Below are 19,869 nucleotides of genomic sequence, written 5' to 3'. Positions count from 1 at the left end.
AAAACCGCATTCAAGGGTTCGTGAAAGCGTTTTATTTCTTTTTATTTACCATTGTTGATAAATAAAGCTCTTTTAATTGCGCCTCGGAAACCTCGCCTGGTGCATCGGTTAACAAGTCGCTTGCACTTGCCGTTTTCGGGAAAGCAATCGTGTCACGCAAATTCGTGCTGCCTGCCAAAAGCATGACTAAACGGTCTAACCCAAGGGCAATTCCACCATGCGGCGGTGTTCCATATTCAAAGGCATTTAAAAGGAACCCGAATTGCTCATTCGCCTGTTCAGCGGTAAAACCAAGCACCTTGAACATTTTTTCTTGGATTGGGCGTTCGAAAATTCTTAAAGAACCTCCGCCAAGTTCATATCCATTAAGAACAATGTCATACGCTTGGGCACGCACTCTTCCTGGGTCAGTATCTAAATATTCAAGGTCTTCCCTGAATGGCATTGTGAATGGATGATGAGCAGCAAAGTAACGGCCTTCCTCTTCGTCATACTCAAGTAATGGCCAGTCTGTTACCCATAGGAAATTAAACTTGCTTTGATCAATCAAATCTAATTCCTTGCCAAGCTTGATTCTAAGCGCACCTAGTGCATCCGCGACAACGCTCTTTTTATCAGCAACAAACAGAATTAAATCTCCCTCGCTTGCTTCAAGCGTCGCCTTCATCGCATTAACTTCCTCTTCAGAGAAGAATTTTGCAATTGGACCATTTATTCCCTCTGCTTCAACCTTAAACCAGGCAAGGCCTTTAGCCCCGTAAATGGCAACAAATTCTGTAAGTGCATCAATATCTTTACGCGAATATTTTTCCGCAGCACCTTTTACATTTATGGCTTTTACTTGACCGCCATTTGCCACAGCAGCGGAGAAGACTTTGAAACCGGAACCCTTGACAATTTCGGAAAGTTCGACAAGCTCTAAACCAAAACGGGTATCCGGTTTATCAGACCCAAAGCGGCTCATCGCTTCATCATAGGTCATACGCGGGAAAGGAGCAGGAATCTCAATTCCTTTAACTTCTTCCATGATCTGCGTCATCATTTTTTCCATTAAGCCCATGATATCTTCTTGGCTTAAAAAGCTTGTTTCGATATCGACCTGAGTAAATTCAGGCTGACGATCTGCACGAAGGTCTTCGTCACGGAAGCAGCGGGCAATTTGATAATAACGCTCAATTCCGCCAACCATTAACAATTGCTTAAACAACTGTGGTGATTGTGGAAGTGCGTAGAATTCACCAGGATGTACCCGGCTTGGCACTAAATAATCACGAGCCCCTTCAGGTGTGCTTTTTGTTAATATCGGTGTTTCAATATCTAAAAACCCTTCAGAATCCAAGAAGTTTCTAATTTGTTTAGTCACCTGATGGCGCATTTTTAATGTTTCGAAAATAACCGGACGGCGGAAATCTAAATAGCGATATTTCAATCGGATATCTTCTGAGACATCTATATTATCAGTAATCATAAATGGAGGTGTTTTTGCCTCATTAATGATGGTAACTTTTTCAGCTTGAACTTCAATTTTCCCCGTTTTAATTTTTTCATTAATAGTCGAAGATTCACGCGAAACAACTGTTCCTTGAATAGCTAAAACATATTCACTACGGATTTTTTCTGCGACTTCAAGAGCTTCTTTTGATAAATCCGGGTTAAACACAACCTGTACTATTCCTGAACGGTCACGAAGATCGATAAAAATGACACCGCCCAAATCACGGCGTGTTTGCACCCATCCTTTTAACGTTACTTTTTCTCCTACTGCTATTTCCGGAACTTCTCCACAAAAATACGATCTGCCAAACATTGTTTTTCCCCCTTATTGATGCAACTCTTGAAAGTGTTGAATAAATGAATCTAAACCAATCTCTGTTTGTTCACCAGTTGCCATATTTTTCACTGTAATTTTGTTATTTTTTAACTCATCGTCACCCAGTATGGCAACAAAACGGGCATTTAAGCGGTCAGCTGCCTTAAATTGCGCTTTGATTTTTCGATCCAAGTAATCTCTTTCAGCCGAAAAACCAGCTAGTCTCAATTGTTGTAAGAGTCCGACCGTATAGTCTTTAGCCTCTTCACCAAGTGCTGCAATATAACAGTCAATGCCTTGATTAATTTCAAGGTCGACACCTTCTGCATTTAATGCAGCGATGAATCGTTCAATACTTAGAGCAAAACCGATTCCTGGTGTTTCCGGTCCGCCAATTTCCTCAGCCAAACCGTTGTATCGTCCGCCGCCGCACAATGTGGTAATCGCTCCAAAGCCCTCGGCATTGCTCATAATTTCAAAAGCAGTGTGATTGTAATAATCCAAACCGCGAACAAGGTTTGCATCCACCTCAAACGGAATATCCAATTGAGTAAGATATTGCTGCAGCTTTTCAAAGTATGTTTTTGAATAATCATTTAAATAATCAAGGATGGATGGAGCTGTTTTCATTAATTCATGATCGCGGTCTTGCTTACAGTCAAGAATCCGTAATGGGTTTTTTTCAAGACGGTTTTGACAGTCATGACAAAACTCGCCAATTCTTGGCTTGAAGTGATTCACTAAAGCATTCCGGTGTGCAATCCGGCTTTCTTTATCACCAAGACTGTTAATTATAAGCTTTAGTTTCTTTAAGCCCAACTCTTTATATAAGTTCATGGCCAACGAAATCACTTCCGCATCAATCGCTGGGTCATTACTTCCCAAGGCTTCGATGCCAAATTGTACAAATTGACGGAAACGTCCGGCTTGCGGGCGTTCATAGCGGAACATAGGGCCCATGTAATAAAGCTTTACCGGCTGATGTGCATAACCGAACATTTTTTTCTCAACAAAAGATCTAACAACTGCAGCAGTTCCTTCCGGTCTAAGAGTGATGCTGCGCCCGCCCCGGTCTTCAAATGTGTACATTTCTTTTTGAACGATATCGGTCGTATCACCTACACCTCTCGAAAAAAGATCGGTATGTTCAAAAATTGGTGTGCGAATTTCATGGTATTGGTATTTCTCACAAAGCTCGCGGGCTTTGGCTTCAATGATTTGCCACTTTTCAATTTCGCCTGGCAAAATATCCTGCGTTCCCCTTGGAATGCTAATCGACATTTCTATTTCCTCCCAGCAAATATGTATAAATAAAAAACTCCCATCCCTTGTATAAAATACAAGGGACGAGAGTTGTAGTTCCCGTGGTGCCACCCTAGTTGAAAAGCCCAATTATTAGACTCTTCCGCTCTTACAGTTAACGCCTGTTAACGTTCTTCTCCTACTAGAGTTTACCTTTTTCAGAGAGAAACCTACGGAGTGTTCCTTCATTAAGTGTCATGCAGAAATGCTTTCAGCCCAGGGCATTTCTTCTCTTTTCATGCTTTATGCTTAATTACTGTGCTCCATCATAAGTTATGACCAAATATGACATTTTATTTATATAATAATACGGAGCATCAGGAAGATTGTCAAGTGAGTTTTAGGACCTTCCAAGATGTTTTTTTAACCTTCTGACATCTCTCATATTCAATCCAAATTCGGAAGCAAGTTCAATTGTATTGGTATGCTGTTCTTTTTGAATATTATCATGAAAATCAACGCCAAAAATCCTGCCATCCATTGATTGGATATTCATTCCTTTTTCACTTGCTCTCATAAACCAATCACCTCATATCATTCTTCTATAATCTCTATTATTTCCAACCAATAGAAAAAATTGCAGGAATAAAGAAAGAATTTTCGGCTTTCAATAAAAGGATATTGGTCTTTTTTTACAAGAAAGGAATGATTTTCACATATCTTTACGATAAAATAATAGAAAAGTGCATAAATGAGAGAGGAGACAGGATGACTCAAAAATTAATCATACTCGTATTCTGTTTGACTTTACTGGCAGGTTTTCTACCTGGTGGAAATAGTATTGCTGCAAGCGGAACCATTACCATTTCCACTAAAGTAGCAAACATTAGGGAAGGACCAGGTTTAAGCTATCCTTTGGTGAAAGAGGCTAGTAAAGGGGAACAATTTACATTTATTCAGGAAAAGAGCGATTGGATTGAAATCAAAATAGCGGCCGGTCAATCCGGCTGGGTGGCAAATTGGGTAGTTTCCAAAAATGATAACGGCACTGACGTTACAACCTTAAATACAAATATCGGTGTTGTCACCGTACCGTCCTTATACGTTCGTACCTCCCCTTCATCAGTAAGTTCGTCTGTCGGGAAGCTTTCAAATGGAATGACGGTAACGGTCTACGGCACCAAAAATAATTGGGCGCAAATTCAATTTAATGGACAAATTGCCTGGGTTAGCAGTCAATATCTTGATATGCAAAATTCTTCCCAAAAGACCCATGAGGAGACCACAAACACGGAGGGGACAATGGGAACGGTAACAGCAGGAAATCTTAGTGTTCGAAGTCGGGCAACGTTAAATGCAACCATTGTCGGTTCCGTTCACAGCGGCCAGCGCTTTTCCCTTTTAGAGGAGAAAAATGATTGGGTAAAAATCGAATATGAGCCAAATCAATATGGATGGATTGCCGGCTGGTATCTTGATATCACGACACCCAATGTCAGTTCCGGGCTAAAAGTGAAAGCAAACACGGTGACAATTGTAAACAGTGGAACCAATATCCGCAAGGGACCGAATGTCCAATCAGATGTTCTTCAGCGGGCAAATAAAGGGGATTCATTTGCTGTAAAAAGGGTAGAAAATGATTGGTATGCGATTAAGCTTACAAACGGCTCGATCGGATATGTAGCAGGATGGCTCGTCTCGATTAACGGCTCTTCTCCTTCGGTTGAGAAAAAAGGGGCTGGATCGTATTTAAATAATAAAACAATTGTTATTGACCCAGGGCATGGTGGTGTAGACACAGGTACAACCGGACCTGGTGGAACGCTTGAAAAGAACTTAACCATTCGAACTGCAAGACTTTTATATGATAAATTAAGAGCAAGCGGTGCGAATGTCATCCTAACAAGAAACAGTGATACATATATCTCCCTTCCTGAAAGAGTCAGTATTGCCCGTTCCTATCAGGCTGAAGCTTTTGTCAGTATTCATTATGATGCAAATGGAAATCGAAGTATCCGGGGCATGACTGGATATTATTATCATTCCTATCAAAAATCACTTGCCCAGTATTTGGACTCTTCTACCCTTCATCAAACAAACCTGAGGAATCGGGGAGTTCGATTTGGTAACTATCATGTGATTCGTGAAAATAATCAAAATGCCGCATTAATGGAGCTGGGTTACTTAAGCAATCCGGAAGAAGAAATGACCTTAGACTCGGAACAATATCAGGAAATGGCTGCAACAGGCCTCTATAACGGGCTCGCAAGATATTTTAAAGATAACTAATTAGAAAAGCGCAAGCGCCTTGGTCAGCCTCAGGCATAGCATAAGACAAGCCGGCGAGAACGTTGCTCTTTAACCTTCTTGACGGATTGGCTGTAGACCATCGAGGGGCAGGACGCTTGCGCTGGACAATTCTCAAAGACAAAAATTTTATACTTTCTTTACTAATAAAAAAACTTGGCAGGTGGCTGCCAAGTTTTTTTATGCCTTTTTATCCTTGCTATCGATAATTAAGGTGACAGGGCCATCATTCGTTAGTGCGACATCCATCATGGCCCCAAAACGGCCGGTTTCTACTTGAATTCCTTTCTCCCGCAAAAAACGATTAAAGGTTTCATATAGCTCAATCGCCTGTTCAGGCCGGGCAGCATCAATGAAGCTTGGCCTTCTTCCATTTCGGCAATCCCCATATAATGTAAACTGGGAAACAGAGAGAATTTGTCCACCGACATCTAATAAAGATAAATTCATTTTTCCGGCCGCATCCTCAAAAATACGCAAGTTCGCGATTTTATCGGATAGATAAGCCGCATCCGCTTCTTTGTCATCATGGGTAACACCCACAAGTATTACAAGTCCACTGTTAATTTGGCCCGTAATTTCCCCGTCAACTGTCACACTAGCTTTCTTACTGCGCTGTACAACTACTCGCATCACATTTGCTCCTTAATTCATCATCCTGCGAACGGAATAAATATCAGGAATTTGTTTGATCCGCTCAACCACTTTATGCAGATGGGCCACATTGTGAATCGCAATCGACATATTAATCGTCGCCATTTTATTGCGGTCAGTCCTGCCGGAAACAGCGGAAATATTTGTTTTCGTTTCATTTACTGCCTGCAATACCTCGTTTAAGAGGCCACGGCGGTCGTAGCCGTTTATTTCGATATCGACATTATACTCTTTGCGGTCATTCAAAGACGATTCCCATTCAACCGGAATCAATCTTGATTGGGCATCAGTCGAGTCAATGTTCGTACAATCTGAACGATGGACGGAAACCCCGCGCCCTTTTGTGATAAATCCGACAATTTCATCGCCAGGAACAGGATTACAGCATCTGGATAAGCGGATTAACAGATTATCAATCCCTTGAACCCTTACACCGGACTCGCGCTTTTTAGAAGAAGGGAACGATTTCAAATCGGAAATCGCATTGGCGACGCTCGCTGATTGCTCTTGATCACGTTTCTTCCGCCATTTTTCCGTTAAACGGTTGGCAACCTGAAGGGCAGTAACCCCATTATAGCCTACAGCTGCATACATATCATCTTCATTCATGAAGTTGAACTTTTCGGCAACCTTTTTTAGGTTCTCGGGAGTTAAGATTTCCTTTGTATCAAAGTCCATCGATCGAATTTCTTTTTCAACAAGCTCTTTTCCTTTGTCGACATTCTCATCACGGCGTTGTTTCTTAAAGAATGCACGAATTTTATTTTTAGCCTGTGAGGTTTGCGCAAGCTTTAACCAATCCTGGCTTGGTCCATAAGAATGCTTTGATGTTAATATTTCGACAATATCGCCTGTCTTAAGGGTATAATCGAGCGTCACCATTTTGCCGTTTACTTTTGCACCAATCGTCTTATTACCGATTTCCGAATGAATTCGGTAAGCAAAATCAATCGGGACGGAGCCCGATGGCAGCTCAATCACATCGCCTTTTGGTGTAAATATGAAAACCATATCCGAGAAAAGATCAATTTTTAACGATTCCATAAATTCTTCCGCATTCGCGGTATCATTTTGAAATTCGAGAATTTCCCTGAACCAAGTTAACTTTTGTTCAAATGAAGCACTATCAATTAACGTCTTACCTTCTTTATATGCCCAGTGGGCCGCAATCCCAAATTCTGCAATACGATGCATTTCCGTCGTTCGAATTTGCACCTCAAGCGGGTCCCCTTTTGGTCCAATTACCGTTGTATGAAGGGACTGATACATATTCGGCTTAGGCATGGCAATATAGTCCTTGAAACGGCCAGGCATCGGTTTCCAGCATGTATGAATGATTCCTAATACGGCATAACAGTCTTTAATGCTGTTTACCACAATCCGTACAGCCAGTAAATCATAAATTTCACTGAACTGTTTATTTTGGAGCACCATTTTACGATAGATGCTGTAAATATGCTTTGGCCTTCCTGAAAGGTCTGCTTTAATGGATACTTCGTCCAAACGCCCTTTGACTTCCTCAATGACATCTTCGAGATATTGCTCGCGTTCGGCTCGCTTCTTTTTCATTAAGTTAACAATCCGGTAATACTGTTGCGGATTTAAATATCGTAATGCCGTATCCTCAAGCTCCCACTTAATCTTGGAGATCCCAAGACGATGTGCCAGAGGGGCAAAAATTTCTAATGTTTCATTTGAAATCCGGCGCTGCTTTTCAGCAGGAAGATGTTTTAACGTCCTCATATTATGCAAACGGTCTGCAAGCTTGATTAAAATCACCCGGATATCCTGAGCCATGGCCACAAACATTTTTCGATGATTTTCAGCCTGCTGCTCTTCATGCGATTTATATTTAATTTTCCCCAACTTTGTTACACCATCGACAAGCATGGCCACTTCTTCATTGAATTCCTGCTCCAAATCTTTTAATGTTACAGGAGTATCTTCAACAACATCGTGGAGAAAACCAGCAGCGACCGTTGCAGGGTCCATCTCAAGGTCAGCTAAAATGCCAGCCACCTGTATGGGATGAATAATGTATGGTTCGCCAGATTTTCGATATTGATCACGATGAGCATGTTTGGCATATTCATATGCCCTTTTGACTAAATCCACATTCTCATCATTTAAATATGCCCTTGTTTTGTCGATGACTTGTTCGGCGGTCAACACTTGATCATTCGCCATGAAATCACCTTTTTTTTCTTCTCATTTATTATAAAAATGTCATTCATAGATTGGTTCCTAAATTAGAATGATTGTTACTATTATCGAAAAAAAACACGAAGATGTAAAGAGATTGACGTAATTTTTACGTAAAAGTCGAAACATTTTGGTAAACAGGTTCCAAAGTCCTTTTAAAATTATGAGAAAAAGCACTCATTTTACTGAGTGCCCTTTATACCAATTAATACACAAGTAACGTTAAAACGTCGTATCCATCAAGCTTTTTACGACCATCCAGATAAGTTAATTCAACTAAAAAGGCAATTCCTGCCACAACACCGCCAAGCTGCTCCACTAATTTAATGGTTGCATCAATGGTTCCGCCTGTTGCTAATAAATCATCGGTAATCAGTACGCGCTGTCCCGGTTTAATCGCATCTTTATGAATGGTTAGAACATCTTTTCCATATTCCAATCCATAGCTTACCTTAATGGTTTCCCGTGGAAGTTTCCCATCCTTACGAACAGGTGCAAAACCTACTCCAAGCGAATAAGCTACCGGGCAGCCAATAATAAACCCACGCGCCTCAGGTCCTACAATCAAATCTATTTCTCTGTCTTTTGCATATGCAACAATTTGGTTGGTTGCATATCTATAGGCTTCTCCATTATTCATTAAAGGAGTGATATCTTTAAATTTAATTCCTGGTTTTGGATAATCTTGGACAATACTAATAAATGGTTTTAAATCCATTCTTTAATTCCTCCTCAGTTTAATCCGACTCCTGCATGACCTTGTCGAACCAGTCCTTCAATTCCTGAAAAGATGAAAATAATAAATCTCTTTCTAGTGAAAGTTGTGCCTGTTTCATTTGATAGGTAGTGGAGTCAGTTAAATCACGCTTTTGCGCTTGTTTATTCAATGTAATCAATCCATCTTTTATTGTAACAAAATCCAAATCGGAAAACACCTTTGCCATAAAAGTGACCGTTTGCTGTGACCATCCACGATGTTTCGCGATTTCATCACCATAGCGTCTCAAATCAATCGGTGCTTTTTTTAACAGAAAGGCATAAAACCACTTAAAGTGATCCCTGGTTGGAATCGTACTTAAAAAATCGCTGGATTCTTTATAAAGATAGGCATATATCCTTGACGGATGTTTTCCCTTAAATAAATCATAGAGAATATCTTTTGAAGTCGGGAAATCAACTAAAACCGTATCGGTTTCGGAAAGATCTAAATCCTTTGCTGCATCGGAATTATCTATAATGACAACATCGTCAATTAGTTGAGATTCGATTTTTTCATAGAGATCCTTCTTAAATAAAATAAACTTTCTATTTTCCTTCGGTACATGATCGACAAGATGGCTAAACCGCTTTCCACCGCGATGGTCAAATAGCTGCCATGTACGGACGGTGATATCCTGGATAAAAATTTGTGGTTTTCGTATATTGTTCCACTCATTAATGGATAATTCACCAATTAATGAAATTTTGGAAGAAGGGGAAATATGATCCGCTAAAGTTCCTAATCCAAATCCAACCCCATCAAGATTTGCTCCATTTTCATTCACAAGAATCTTCAAATGGTTTTGATTGCTGCCGATTTTTCGCATCGTCGATACTTGTACTTCGTTAATTAACACCTTTGGCTTTGGATTGTCCATTCCGAAAGGGGATAATAAGTTTAATTCATCTAAAGCCGATAGATTGATGTCCTCCAACCTGACTTCATGATCTAGGTAAGTAACCGGAATAAAATCTTCATCAGAAAGCTGCTCCTTCGCCAGTGAATTAAGCCTTGTGCGAAGTTCTGCCACGTCCTCAATTGAAAGTGTCATCCCTGCTGCCATTGGATGTCCGCCGAAATGGGGCAAAATTTCACGGCAGGTCGAAAGATTTTTAAATAAATCAAATCCGGCAATACTCCGTGCTGAGCCCTTTGCCAGTCCCTTTTCTAGATCAAAACTTAAAACAATCGTCGGACGGTAATATTTTTCGACCAGTCTGGATGCAACAATTCCGATTACTCCGGCATTCCATCCTTCTTTGCCAATGACAAGAACATGGTTAGAATCAATGGGGTAATTTTTCTCAACTTCCTCAATGGCTTCTGCTGTAATTTCATTGACAATAGACTGTCTGGATTTATTTAAGGCATCCATTTCTTCTGCTAATAATTCTGCTTCTTCTGGATTTTGTGAAAGCAAAAGTTCAACGGCCAAATCGGCATTTTCTAAGCGCCCGACCGCGTTAATTCTGGGGGCAAGGGTAAAACCAATGGTTTCCTCGTTAATCGATTTAGGATCAACCCCCGCTAATTTAAAAATTGCTTTTAAACCTAAATTATTTGTCACTTTCAGTTTTTCTAAACCTTTTTTGGCAATAAGGCGATTTTCATCCTTAAGTGATACTAAGTCAGCAATCGTTCCGATTACAGCAATTTCAAATAAATGTTCAGGAAGCTTACCATAAAGAGCGTGGGCCAGTTTAAAAGCCACCCCAACACCCGCGAGCTCACGGAAAGGATAAATGCTATCAGGCAGCTTGGGGTGGATTATTGCAAGCGCCTCCGGCAGTACTGGACCTGGTTCATGGTGATCGGTGATGATGAGGTCAAGTCCAAGCTCTTTCGCTATGTTTGCTTCATGTATCGCAGAGATTCCTGTATCGACGGTTATAATTAATTTAATGCCATTTTCAGCTGCATGTCGGAAGGCATTTTCGTTAGGACCATAGCCTTCGGAAAAACGATTAGGAATATAAAATTGAACATTGGCCCCTAATTCACGAAGGGTAATCATTAATACTGTCGTACTGCTTACACCATCCGCATCATAATCCCCAAAAATCAGAATAGGTTCCTGCTTTTCAATAGACTCATTAATTCTTTTTACAGCAAGGTCCATACCTTTTAAAAGATATGGGTCATGAAACTGTTCCTTGCCAAATAAAAAAAACCGTGCAGAATCGACGGTATCTAATCCGCGGTTAACAAGCATTGATGCTACAAGAGGTGTAACTTTCAATTCAGCTGCAATTTCTTGTGTTTTAGCGTGATCGGATTGACGGACAACCCATCTCGTTTTTGACTTTAACATGCTTTATCGTCACCTCTCAGACTATAATATTATACAAGAGCATCGAATAGCTTTCAATCAGAAATGCACAAGCGCACTTACCAGGTATCCATTAAACAACAAAAAATAAAAAACCGCAGGATTCCTGCGGTTTTTTCACAATTATTACACTTGTGGTTGATCAGAGTACTTTTTCTTTTCTTTTTCTGTTTTAATAACACCCTTTTTCTTTAGCTCTCTACATTTCATTACAAACCATAGTGAACTAGCAATAAAAAGCGAAGAGTATACCCCAACAATTAGGCCAACGAACAATGCGATTGAGAAATTTCGGATCGATTGGCTACCAAAAACCATTAAACTGGCTGTAGTAATTAATACAGTTAAAACAGTGTTAATGGAACGTGTTAATGTTTGTCGAATACTTACGTTCACTACTTCCGCAATCTCCTGAACGGTTTTGAGACGCTTTTTCTTATGGAGGTTTTCACGAATCCGGTCGAAGGTTACAATTGTATCGTGATTTGAATAACCAACAATCGTCAAGACTGCAGCAATAAAGGTTAAATCGACTTCAAGTCTAGCGATACTAAAGAATGCAACCATTATGAACGCATCGTGAAGCAAGGAAATAACGGCCGCAATTGCCATGTACATTTCAAATCGGATTGTAACATATAGAATAATTCCGATGGATGCAATCAAAACGGAGATAAAGGCGTTTTTCGCCAGCTCTTTTCCAATTATTGAAGAAACGGTGCTGACATTTGGCTCAGAGCCAAATTCCTTTTTAAACTCGTCTTTTAATTTGGCAATTTCATTTTTCGATAAAACACCTACCAATCGTACCCCAGCAATTTGTTTTTTATCGCCAGAAATGACAACATCATCTGTTTTTAAATGAAGTTTACTAAAGGCATTTTCAACCTGTTGAGTTGTCAAAGGCGTATTTGATCGAATATCAACACGGGTACCGCTAGTAAAGTCAATACCTAGGTTCAATCTAAAAACAGCAAGAAAGATTATACCTGCAACAATTACTATTCCTGATAAAATGAAGAATTTCTTTCTCATTTTTACGAAATCTAATTTATCAAATCTAGTTGGGAGATCTACTGTATCATAGTTTTCAGCAATATTCTTAATTTTAGATGGATGTACACCAAACCAGCTTGTTTTCTTTTTAAGTACTCCACTATGGACCCAAAGAGCTAATAATAGACGAGATCCATATACTGCAGTTAAGAAGCTCATAAAAATACTCACGAGTAACATCGTAGCAAACCCTTTTACTGAGCTTGTCCCATAGAAAAATAAAACACCTGCTGTCAACATCGTTGTCAAGTTGGCATCAAGAATGGTCCTAAATGCATGATTTTCACCAGCCTTAAATGCTGATTTAATGGATTTACCAACTTTAAGCTCATCCTTTATCCGTTCATAGGTAATGATATTTGCATCAACGGCCATACCAACCCCGAGTATCATTGCAGCAATTCCCGGCAGCGTCAGAACCCCATTCATCCAATTAAAAATTAAAAGGACTAGGTATATATAGATGCTGAGTGAAAGGATAGCAATAAAGCCTGGGAACCGATAATATACAAGCATAAATAAGTAGATCAGAGCGACACCAATGATACCCGCTAAAATTGTATCATGTAATGCCTGTTCTCCGAATTTGGCTCCTACTGAAGTGGAATAGACTTCTTTCAATTTAACCGGAAGTGCCCCGGCATTTAAAAGTTTTGCGAGTGTTTGCGCTTCCTCTACTTTAAAATTACCTACAATCGAAACCGTATCTTGGTTAAATACCTGACTTACCCTTGGTGCAGATAAGTAGGCAGGATTTTTCTTTGTCACTTCATTTTTAAAGGAATCTCCTTTTTGATAATCAAGCCAAATGACTAGAAAATTATTCGGTGCCATATCGAGGACTTCTTTAGTAACCTTTGCAAACTTAGAAGCACTCTTTAATGTTAAGGAAACACTCGGATTTCCATTTTCATCAAAGGTTTGTTTCGCACCGCCCTGTTTCAGGTCCGTTCCATCCATCATTAAGCGATCATTGGCATCACGGAAGGATAAATTAGCCTGTGTGGATAAAATTTCACGAGCCTTATTTTGGTCGGTTACACCGGCAAGCTGGACGCGAATCCGATCCGTTCCCTCAGTTTGAATACTCGGTTCACTGACACCGAGGACATTGATGCGCCGATCAAGTGCTTCAGCTGTATCTGCGAGAACCTTTTTGTCAATTTTTTGTCCTGGCTTAGCAGGCTCAACCTGATACAAAACCTCAAAACCGCCCTGAAGGTCCAGGCCAAGCTTAATTTTGTTTAAAATATTTTTCGTGGTGACTCCCATTGTGCTTCCCAACAGAACAATTATGAGCAGGAAAGCGAGGATTCTACTGCGTTTTACCATTATGTATTTCTTCCTCCTTAGGCATAAGACAAAGCACTATAACGTACAAGCCTAAAACATTAATGAAAAATCCATTGCCTTCATTATGAGATAATATGGAAGGACTGTCAATTTACAATAATATGAAGACTTTGTAAAGATGGAGCTCTATTTCAGCAGTTCCTTCCACGCATTTTCATCCTCTAAAGAGAAATCAGCTGACTTATAGGCTTCGATTGTTGCAAAACTCATGTAATCACTTACTTTAACAGCGAGAATATCCTGAATGATTTCATGTAAATAGATTTCATCCTTTACCTTTTTCCATTTTTTCTTTTGCAAAAATTCCCACAATCCGTTTTCCGTAACCGAATTATAGCCGAGTATTTGAAATTCGGTAAGTTTGCTTGTTAATGCCGGCTTCACCTGAGAACGAAAATGATCGTATGCATGGCGATTCTCCATCCCAACTTGCCCCCCATATATGTCATCCTATCTGTTTTTCTAAAAAACACATCAGCTTGTCATGCTTTGTCCACCATGGTGCATATAGTTAATTGTATATGAATTCTTCTTTTTTGAGAAGGTGGGAAGTTGAATGTCGAAGTTTTTAAAAGGGACTTTTATCCTATTAATCGCAGGCCTGATTACAAGAGTTTTAGGCTTCATTAATCGGATCGTAATAGCTAGAAGTATAGGGGAAGAAGGCGTTGGCCTCTATATGATGGCCTTTCCGACTTTCATCCTGGTTGTTACCATCACGCAATTCGGACTCCCTGTTGCTATTTCGAAAAATATTGCGGAAGCGGAAGCAAGGGGTGACCATAAGGAAATTAAAAAAATACTGGTTGTTTCATTGGCGACAACCCTTTCATTATCACTCATTTTTACTCCAGCATTAATTTTATTGGCGCCGATTCTTTCAACTACCCTTTTCACTGATCCGAGGACCTACTATCCTCTTGTTGCGATAGCTCCAGTGGTACCGGTCATTGCCGTCTCTTCCGTTTTACGAGGATATTTCCAAGGTAGACAAAACATGCGCCCATCTGCAAACTCACAAATATTAGAACAACTTGTGAGAATTACATTGATTGCAGTGATGACAAAAGCGTTTATCCCTTATGGAGTTGAATATGCTGCAGCAGCCGCAATGGTTTCAGCAGTCATCGGTGAACTTTTCTCCCTTGTCTATTTAATGACCTCATTTAAGCTTAAAAAACGATTCCGCCTTCGGAAAAACTTTTTTAAATTTGCTTATACCGGAAAAAAAACCTTCAAAGATTTAATGGAGATTGCTGTTCCGACGATGGGAAGCAGGATGATTGGTTCGGTTGCATGGTTTTTTGAACCAATTGTTGTTGCCAATAGCTTAGCAATCGCGGGAGTGGCAGCAGTGGAAGCGACCAAGCAATATGGTGCCTTAACGGGATATGCATTGCCATTGTTAATGCTCCCATCCTTTATTACATTTTCCTTGGCAACTTCTTTGGTTCCGGCTATTAGTGAAGCCAATTCTCAAAACAACCATAAATTAATTGAATATCGTCTTCAGCAGGCATTACGGCTGGCATTTCTATCCGGCGGCCTTGCGGTGATTATCCTTTATGTACTTGCTGATCCATTAATGAAAATTATGTATGGTTCATCAAATGGTTCTTATTTTATTCGTTTAATGGCACCGTTTTTCTTGTTTTATTACTATCAGGGTCCGCTACAAGCGGTTTTGCAGGCATTAAATTTGGCAAGGGCTGCGATGATTAACAGTCTGATCGGAGCGGTTGTCAAAACCGCTGTTATCTTTTTGCTTGCCTCCCAGCCATCCTTCGGCATCACTGGGGCAGCATTAGGAATAATCGTCGGATTTGTTTTGGTCACCATCCTTCATTTTGCCACTGTTTTAAAGAAAATTGCCTTTTCCTTTTATATTCGTGATTACGTAAAAGCATTTATCGCCATGGGAATATCCGGCTGGGTTGGGTACTTCCTGTTTGACCATTTTTTAAACGGTCAATTTTTAGTTATTCGTGTTATAAGCTCAACAGCTGGAATGTCAATCATCTATATCGTCCTATTGTTTATTCTTAAGCTGTTAAATAAAGAGGACCTAAAGAGAATTCCGATTATTGGAAAGTTATTTGCTTTTAGGTAGACCATTGAAGACACGCACTTGGCTATCTATAGGAATAAAGACTTTTTCGTCTTCAAGAATTGTCCAGCTCTAGCGCCTAGCCCCTCGAGGTCACTTCGGTCCTGCCGATGAAGTCAAAAAACGACTTCACCGGCAGGACCTCCAGCGCTTGTCGGGGCTGAACAGGCGCTTCCGCTTTTCTATTCATCCTGCATATCGATAAAGAACTTCCCATTTTCATAACTGCAAAAGGAGATTTTTTTTATGTCTTTGTAGCCCTTCTTTTTTAATTCTTGCCGCAGCCAAAGGTTTGTTTTGTTTATTCTTTGCAAATTTTCTTCATCAATTTGACCATCCATGATTAATGGAATCGTAATATCACCATTTTTAGAACTCTTCTTTTGCTGATCTTTTACTTTTTCAATTACGGATAATGTACCGGATGACTCCAAAATTGCAAATTCAACATCACCAATACTGCGAATGTCCTTTTCTCGCAATTGGGACATTAAATCATCAAAATTGTAGCGCTGCTTTCTCATGGCTACTTCATCAATTTTTCCTCTGTTGATGATAATTGTTGGTTGGCCATCAACAAGATTACGAAATTTTTTGCTTTTTAATGAAACAATGGCCAATAAAATTTGAATAAGCATTAATAAAGCCATGGGTAAAGCGGTATGAAACAGAGGTTCATCCGTATTATCGATGGAAATTACTGCCATTTCGCCTATCATAACAAATACAACTAAATCAAGTATGCTTAACTCACCAATTTCCCGTTTACCCATTAGCCGGAAAATAACCAAGATAAGCAAATAGAAAAAAAAGGTCCGAAATATAATAGTCCAGTATACTCCCACAGTATGTCGCCCCTTTTGATGCATTCTATTTTATTGTTTACAATCTTTCAGGAATAACAAGTGGAATAATTCCCCAACAACAAAAGGTGACCAATTTTTTTTATTCTACATTATATCTGTCATGAATATGCTTGTACTAAGGAACTTTCTGTATATCCTCACTAAGTATGGAGCTATACAGGAATGATATAGACTGCCTAAAGACATTGAAGGGGGAGAGTTAAAATCGAATCAAAAAGCTTTGGTACATCAGTTTTATACGGGCTTATTTTTATTTTCGTTTTTGCAGCAATTAGCAGCCTGATTGTTTCGTTAATTCTTAAATTTACCTACACTCGGGAAGCGTCGCTCCAATATATTATTACTGCCTTATCCTTTATCGCATTATTTGGCGGAGGTTTTCTATCTGGAGGGAAAAGAAAAGAAAAAGGATGGTTAATTGGGGGAGTAACAGGTTTGATTTATTCACTCATAGTCTTCTTATTTCAATACTTAGGATATGACAAGCTCTTTACTTTCGACCAGATTATTTATCATACCTGCTATACACTGATTGCCATGATGGGCGGTATCCTTGGAGTGAATATCGCTACGAACAATAATTCTAGAACAGCTTAAAATGTAAAAAGGAAGCCTAGTATGGATAGGCTCCCTTTTTTGCTTTTTATTTTTTTTCAAGACTAACATCTTTTGAAGTTTCAGTGCTGGCCGCTTTGCTTTGTTCCGTTACTTCACGGATCGCTGAACGGTCATAAGTTAGACGGCTGCCGTCTCCACATTTGATAACAGCTTTGTTATCGTCAATGGAATCAATAAAGCCGTGAAGGCCGCCAATCGTGACAACCTTATCACCCTTTTTTAAACTGCTTTGCATATTCTGCGTGTTTTTTTGGCGCTTTTGCTGCGGGCGAATTAATAAGAAATAAAACAACACAAACATCAAAATTAATGGTAAAAGTGTACCAATTCCTTGCATCTACATTTCCCTCCTTTCAAAAAACATCTATTAGAAATTTTTCGCGTCCGGTTTATTAAAACCATAACGTTCAAAAAATTCTTCTCGGAAATCACCAAGCCGGTCTTCCATAATGGCTTGTCTGACCTTCTCCATTAATCTTAACAGAAAATAGAGATTATGGTAAGAAGTTAATCGAATTCCAAATGTTTCTTCACAACGAATTAAGTGACGTATGTAGGCTCTCGAGTAATTTCGACAGGTATAACAATCGCAATTTGGATCAAGAGGACCAAAATCCCTCGCATATTTGGCATTTTTCACTACCAAACGGCCTTCACTGGTCATTAATGTCCCATTTCTAGCAATTCTAGTCGGCAGGACACAATCAAACATATCAATCCCGCGAATGGCCCCATCAATTAATGAGTCTGGGGAACCGACTCCCATCAAATAGCGCGGTTTGTTCGTTGGCAATAACGGAGTCGTGAACTCTAATACCCGGTTCATAACATCTTTCGGTTCACCAACTGACAGGCCGCCGACAGCATAACCCGGGAAATCAAGGGAAACAAGGTCCTTCGCACTTAACTTCCGCAATTCTTCGTATTCTCCCCCTTGCACAATCCCAAACAAGCCCTGATCTTCGGGGCGCTGATGGGCGTTTAAGCAGCGCTCTGCCCATCTTGAAGTTCTTTCCACCGATTTTTTCATGTATTCAAAGGTTGCCGGATATGGCGGGCATTCATCAAATGCCATCATGATATCAGAACCAAGGGCATTTTGGATTTCCATTGCTTTTTCAGGCGATAAAAATAATTTATCTCCATTCAAATGGTTACGGAAATGAACCCCTTCTTCTTCAATTTTGCGGAATTCACTTAAACTGAAGACCTGGAAGCCGCCCGAGTCGGTTAAAATCGCCCGGTCCCAATTCATAAATTTATGAAGACCGCCAGCTTCCTTGACAATTTCATGGCCAGGGCGAAGCCATAAATGATAAGTATTACTTAAAATAATCCCCGCGCCCATTTCCTTTAAATCCTCAGGTGACATCGTCTTTACGGTCGCAAGCGTTCCAACCGGCATAAAAGCAGGTGTATCAAAGGAACCGTGTGGTGTATGGACGCGGCCAAGCCGTGCCCCTGTTTGTTTACATGTTTTAATTAATTCATAGCGAATCGCTGTCAAAATTCTTTTCTCCTTCCTGATTCACTGACTAGATAATCAGCATTGCATCGCCGAAGCTAAAGAAACGATAACGTTCTTTTACAGCTGTATTATAGGCATGCAAAACATTTTCTCTTCCAGCTAAAGCACTGACAAGCATGATTAAGGTTGATTTGGGCAAATGGAAATTCGTTATTAAACCGTCAATCGCCTTATATTCATATCCCGGGTAAATAAAGATACTTGTCCAACCGCTGCCTGCAACAAATTGTCCGTCATTCTGTGATGCGATGGTTTCAAGCGTACGGGTCGAGGTTGTCCCAACGGAAATAATTCTTCCCCCGCTCTTTTTAACATCATTCAATAATTGGGCCGTTTCTCCTGTCATCATATAGTATTCGGAATGCATGTCATGTTCTAAAATATCGTCAGCACTTACAGGACGAAATGTCCCAAGTCCGACATGCAGGGTAATAAACGCAATATGAACCCCTTTTTCCTTGATTTCTTTCAATAATTCCTCGGTAAAGTGAAGACCTGCTGTCGGGGCAGCAGCAGATCCCGGCTCGCGGGCATACACGGTTTGGTAACGATCACGATCCTCTAACTGCTCCTTAATGTATGGAGGAAGAGGCATTTCCCCTAATCGATCCAATACTTCATAAAAAATCCCCTCAAACTTGAAGTCAAATACACGGCCGCCATGCTCAGAGGTTTCCGTACAAACAGCCGTAAGCAGTCCGTCTCCAAAATCAATTTCTGTTCCCTCTTTTACTCTTTTTGCAGGTTTTACAAGTGTTTCCCACTTGTTGCCTTCAAGCTGTTTTAACAGAAGCACTTCAATTTTAGCACCTGTGTCCTTTTTTACGCCAAAAAGGCGTGCAGGCAATACCTTGGTGTCATTTAATATAAGGCAATCCCCTTCACGCAAATATTCGGTCACATTTTTAAAAATCTCATGCTTAATTTCGCCTGATTCTTTATTTAACACCATCAATCTGCTGTCTGTTCGATTTTTCAATGGGACTTGTGCAATCAATTCTTCAGGCAACTCAAAATCAAATAAGTCTATTTTCATG

At 40.0% G+C, this 19,869-nt stretch carries 16 protein-coding genes and 1 other annotated feature; of the genes, 3 read left to right on the top strand and 13 right to left on the bottom strand.

Translation table 11 applies throughout. The annotated features are described in order from the left end of the window. Positions 1 to 31 precede the first annotated feature (31 nt). From aspS to BIV60_RS29405, 3 genes are all read right to left on the bottom strand, one after another. On the bottom strand, positions 32 to 1,807 hold the full coding sequence (gene aspS / locus BIV60_RS01675; protein WP_071354012.1) for an aspartate--tRNA ligase: 1,776 nt from the start codon (positions 1,805 to 1,807) through the stop codon (positions 32 to 34). A gap of 12 nt (positions 1,808 to 1,819) precedes the next feature. Next, a complete protein-coding gene (hisS, locus tag BIV60_RS01670) occupies positions 1,820 to 3,091 on the bottom strand; it encodes a histidine--tRNA ligase (protein ID WP_071354011.1) in 1,272 nt (423 codons plus the stop codon). 58 nt (positions 3,092 to 3,149) lie between these two features. Next, positions 3,150 to 3,391, bottom strand: a binding site (T-box leader). Between the two features lie 61 nt (positions 3,392 to 3,452). After that, positions 3,453 to 3,629, bottom strand: a complete 177-nt coding sequence (locus tag BIV60_RS29405) for a hypothetical protein (protein WP_177177199.1) — start codon at positions 3,627 to 3,629, stop codon at positions 3,453 to 3,455. A 191-nt stretch (positions 3,630 to 3,820) separates the two neighbouring features. On the opposite strand from BIV60_RS29405, the gene BIV60_RS01665 reads away from it, so the two are divergent. Further along, positions 3,821 to 5,341, top strand: coding sequence for an N-acetylmuramoyl-L-alanine amidase family protein (locus BIV60_RS01665; protein ID WP_071354010.1), 1,521 nt, complete (start codon positions 3,821 to 3,823; stop codon positions 5,339 to 5,341). 198 nt (positions 5,342 to 5,539) lie between these two features. Here BIV60_RS01665 and dtd read toward each other — a convergent pair whose 3' ends face one another. The 6 genes from dtd to BIV60_RS01635 form a co-directional block, all read right to left on the bottom strand. Further along, entirely contained in the window at positions 5,540 to 5,992 is a 453-nt protein-coding gene (gene dtd, locus BIV60_RS01660; RefSeq protein WP_071354009.1) for a D-aminoacyl-tRNA deacylase, read from the bottom strand. Positions 5,993 to 6,004: 12 nt separating this feature from the next. Next, a complete protein-coding gene (locus BIV60_RS01655) occupies positions 6,005 to 8,200 on the bottom strand; it encodes a RelA/SpoT family protein (RefSeq protein ID WP_071354008.1) in 2,196 nt (731 codons plus the stop codon). 220 nt (positions 8,201 to 8,420) lie between these two features. Then, positions 8,421 to 8,933, bottom strand: coding sequence for an adenine phosphoribosyltransferase (locus tag BIV60_RS01650; protein WP_071354007.1), 513 nt, complete (start codon positions 8,931 to 8,933; stop codon positions 8,421 to 8,423). A 19-nt stretch (positions 8,934 to 8,952) separates the two neighbouring features. Further along, the gene (gene recJ / locus BIV60_RS01645; RefSeq protein ID WP_071354006.1) at positions 8,953 to 11,286 is read right to left on the bottom strand and encodes a single-stranded-DNA-specific exonuclease RecJ; all 2,334 of its coding nucleotides are present in this window, start codon (positions 11,284 to 11,286) and stop codon (positions 8,953 to 8,955) included. 144 nt (positions 11,287 to 11,430) lie between these two features. Continuing rightward, entirely contained in the window at positions 11,431 to 13,692 is a 2,262-nt protein-coding gene (gene secDF / locus BIV60_RS01640) for a protein translocase subunit SecDF (RefSeq protein ID WP_071354005.1), read from the bottom strand. A 147-nt stretch (positions 13,693 to 13,839) separates the two neighbouring features. Beyond that, on the bottom strand, positions 13,840 to 14,136 hold the full coding sequence (locus BIV60_RS01635) for a post-transcriptional regulator (protein WP_071354004.1): 297 nt from the start codon (positions 14,134 to 14,136) through the stop codon (positions 13,840 to 13,842). A 133-nt stretch (positions 14,137 to 14,269) separates the two neighbouring features. On the opposite strand from BIV60_RS01635, the gene spoVB reads away from it, so the two are divergent. Continuing rightward, the gene (gene spoVB, locus BIV60_RS01630) at positions 14,270 to 15,823 is read left to right on the top strand and encodes a stage V sporulation protein B (protein ID WP_071354003.1); all 1,554 of its coding nucleotides are present in this window, start codon (positions 14,270 to 14,272) and stop codon (positions 15,821 to 15,823) included. 179 nt (positions 15,824 to 16,002) lie between these two features. Here spoVB and BIV60_RS01625 read toward each other — a convergent pair whose 3' ends face one another. Beyond that, positions 16,003 to 16,689 (bottom strand): DUF421 domain-containing protein, encoded by a 687-nt coding sequence (locus tag BIV60_RS01625; RefSeq protein ID WP_071354002.1) that lies wholly within the window; start codon positions 16,687 to 16,689, stop codon positions 16,003 to 16,005. Positions 16,690 to 16,890: 201 nt separating this feature from the next. Here BIV60_RS01625 and BIV60_RS28060 point away from each other — a divergent pair, with 201 nt between their 5' ends. Beyond that, complete coding sequence (locus BIV60_RS28060; protein WP_083402055.1) at positions 16,891 to 17,283, top strand: TIGR04086 family membrane protein; 393 nt, start codon at positions 16,891 to 16,893, stop codon at positions 17,281 to 17,283. A gap of 46 nt (positions 17,284 to 17,329) precedes the next feature. Here the strand turns inward: BIV60_RS28060 and yajC are convergent, their stop codons facing one another. From yajC to queA, 3 genes are read right to left on the bottom strand one after another with little or no spacing between them, the layout of a single operon-like run. Further along, entirely contained in the window at positions 17,330 to 17,641 is a 312-nt protein-coding gene (gene yajC / locus BIV60_RS01620) for a preprotein translocase subunit YajC (RefSeq protein WP_071354001.1), read from the bottom strand. Between the two features lie 30 nt (positions 17,642 to 17,671). Beyond that, positions 17,672 to 18,811 carry a tRNA guanosine(34) transglycosylase Tgt gene (gene tgt, locus BIV60_RS01615; protein ID WP_071354000.1) on the bottom strand — a complete coding sequence of 380 codons (1,140 nt, stop codon included), beginning with the start codon at positions 18,809 to 18,811 and terminating at the stop codon, positions 17,672 to 17,674. Positions 18,812 to 18,839: 28 nt separating this feature from the next. Continuing rightward, positions 18,840 to 19,868, bottom strand: a complete 1,029-nt coding sequence (queA, locus tag BIV60_RS01610) for a tRNA preQ1(34) S-adenosylmethionine ribosyltransferase-isomerase QueA (protein WP_071353999.1) — start codon at positions 19,866 to 19,868, stop codon at positions 18,840 to 18,842. Position 19,869: the final 1 nt, after the last annotated feature.

The organism is Bacillus sp. MUM 116, from assembly GCF_001866655.1.
In the GTDB taxonomy this organism is placed as follows: domain Bacteria; phylum Bacillota; class Bacilli; order Bacillales; family Cytobacillaceae; genus Neobacillus.
This window is presented reverse-complemented; position numbering and strand designations above follow the sequence as displayed.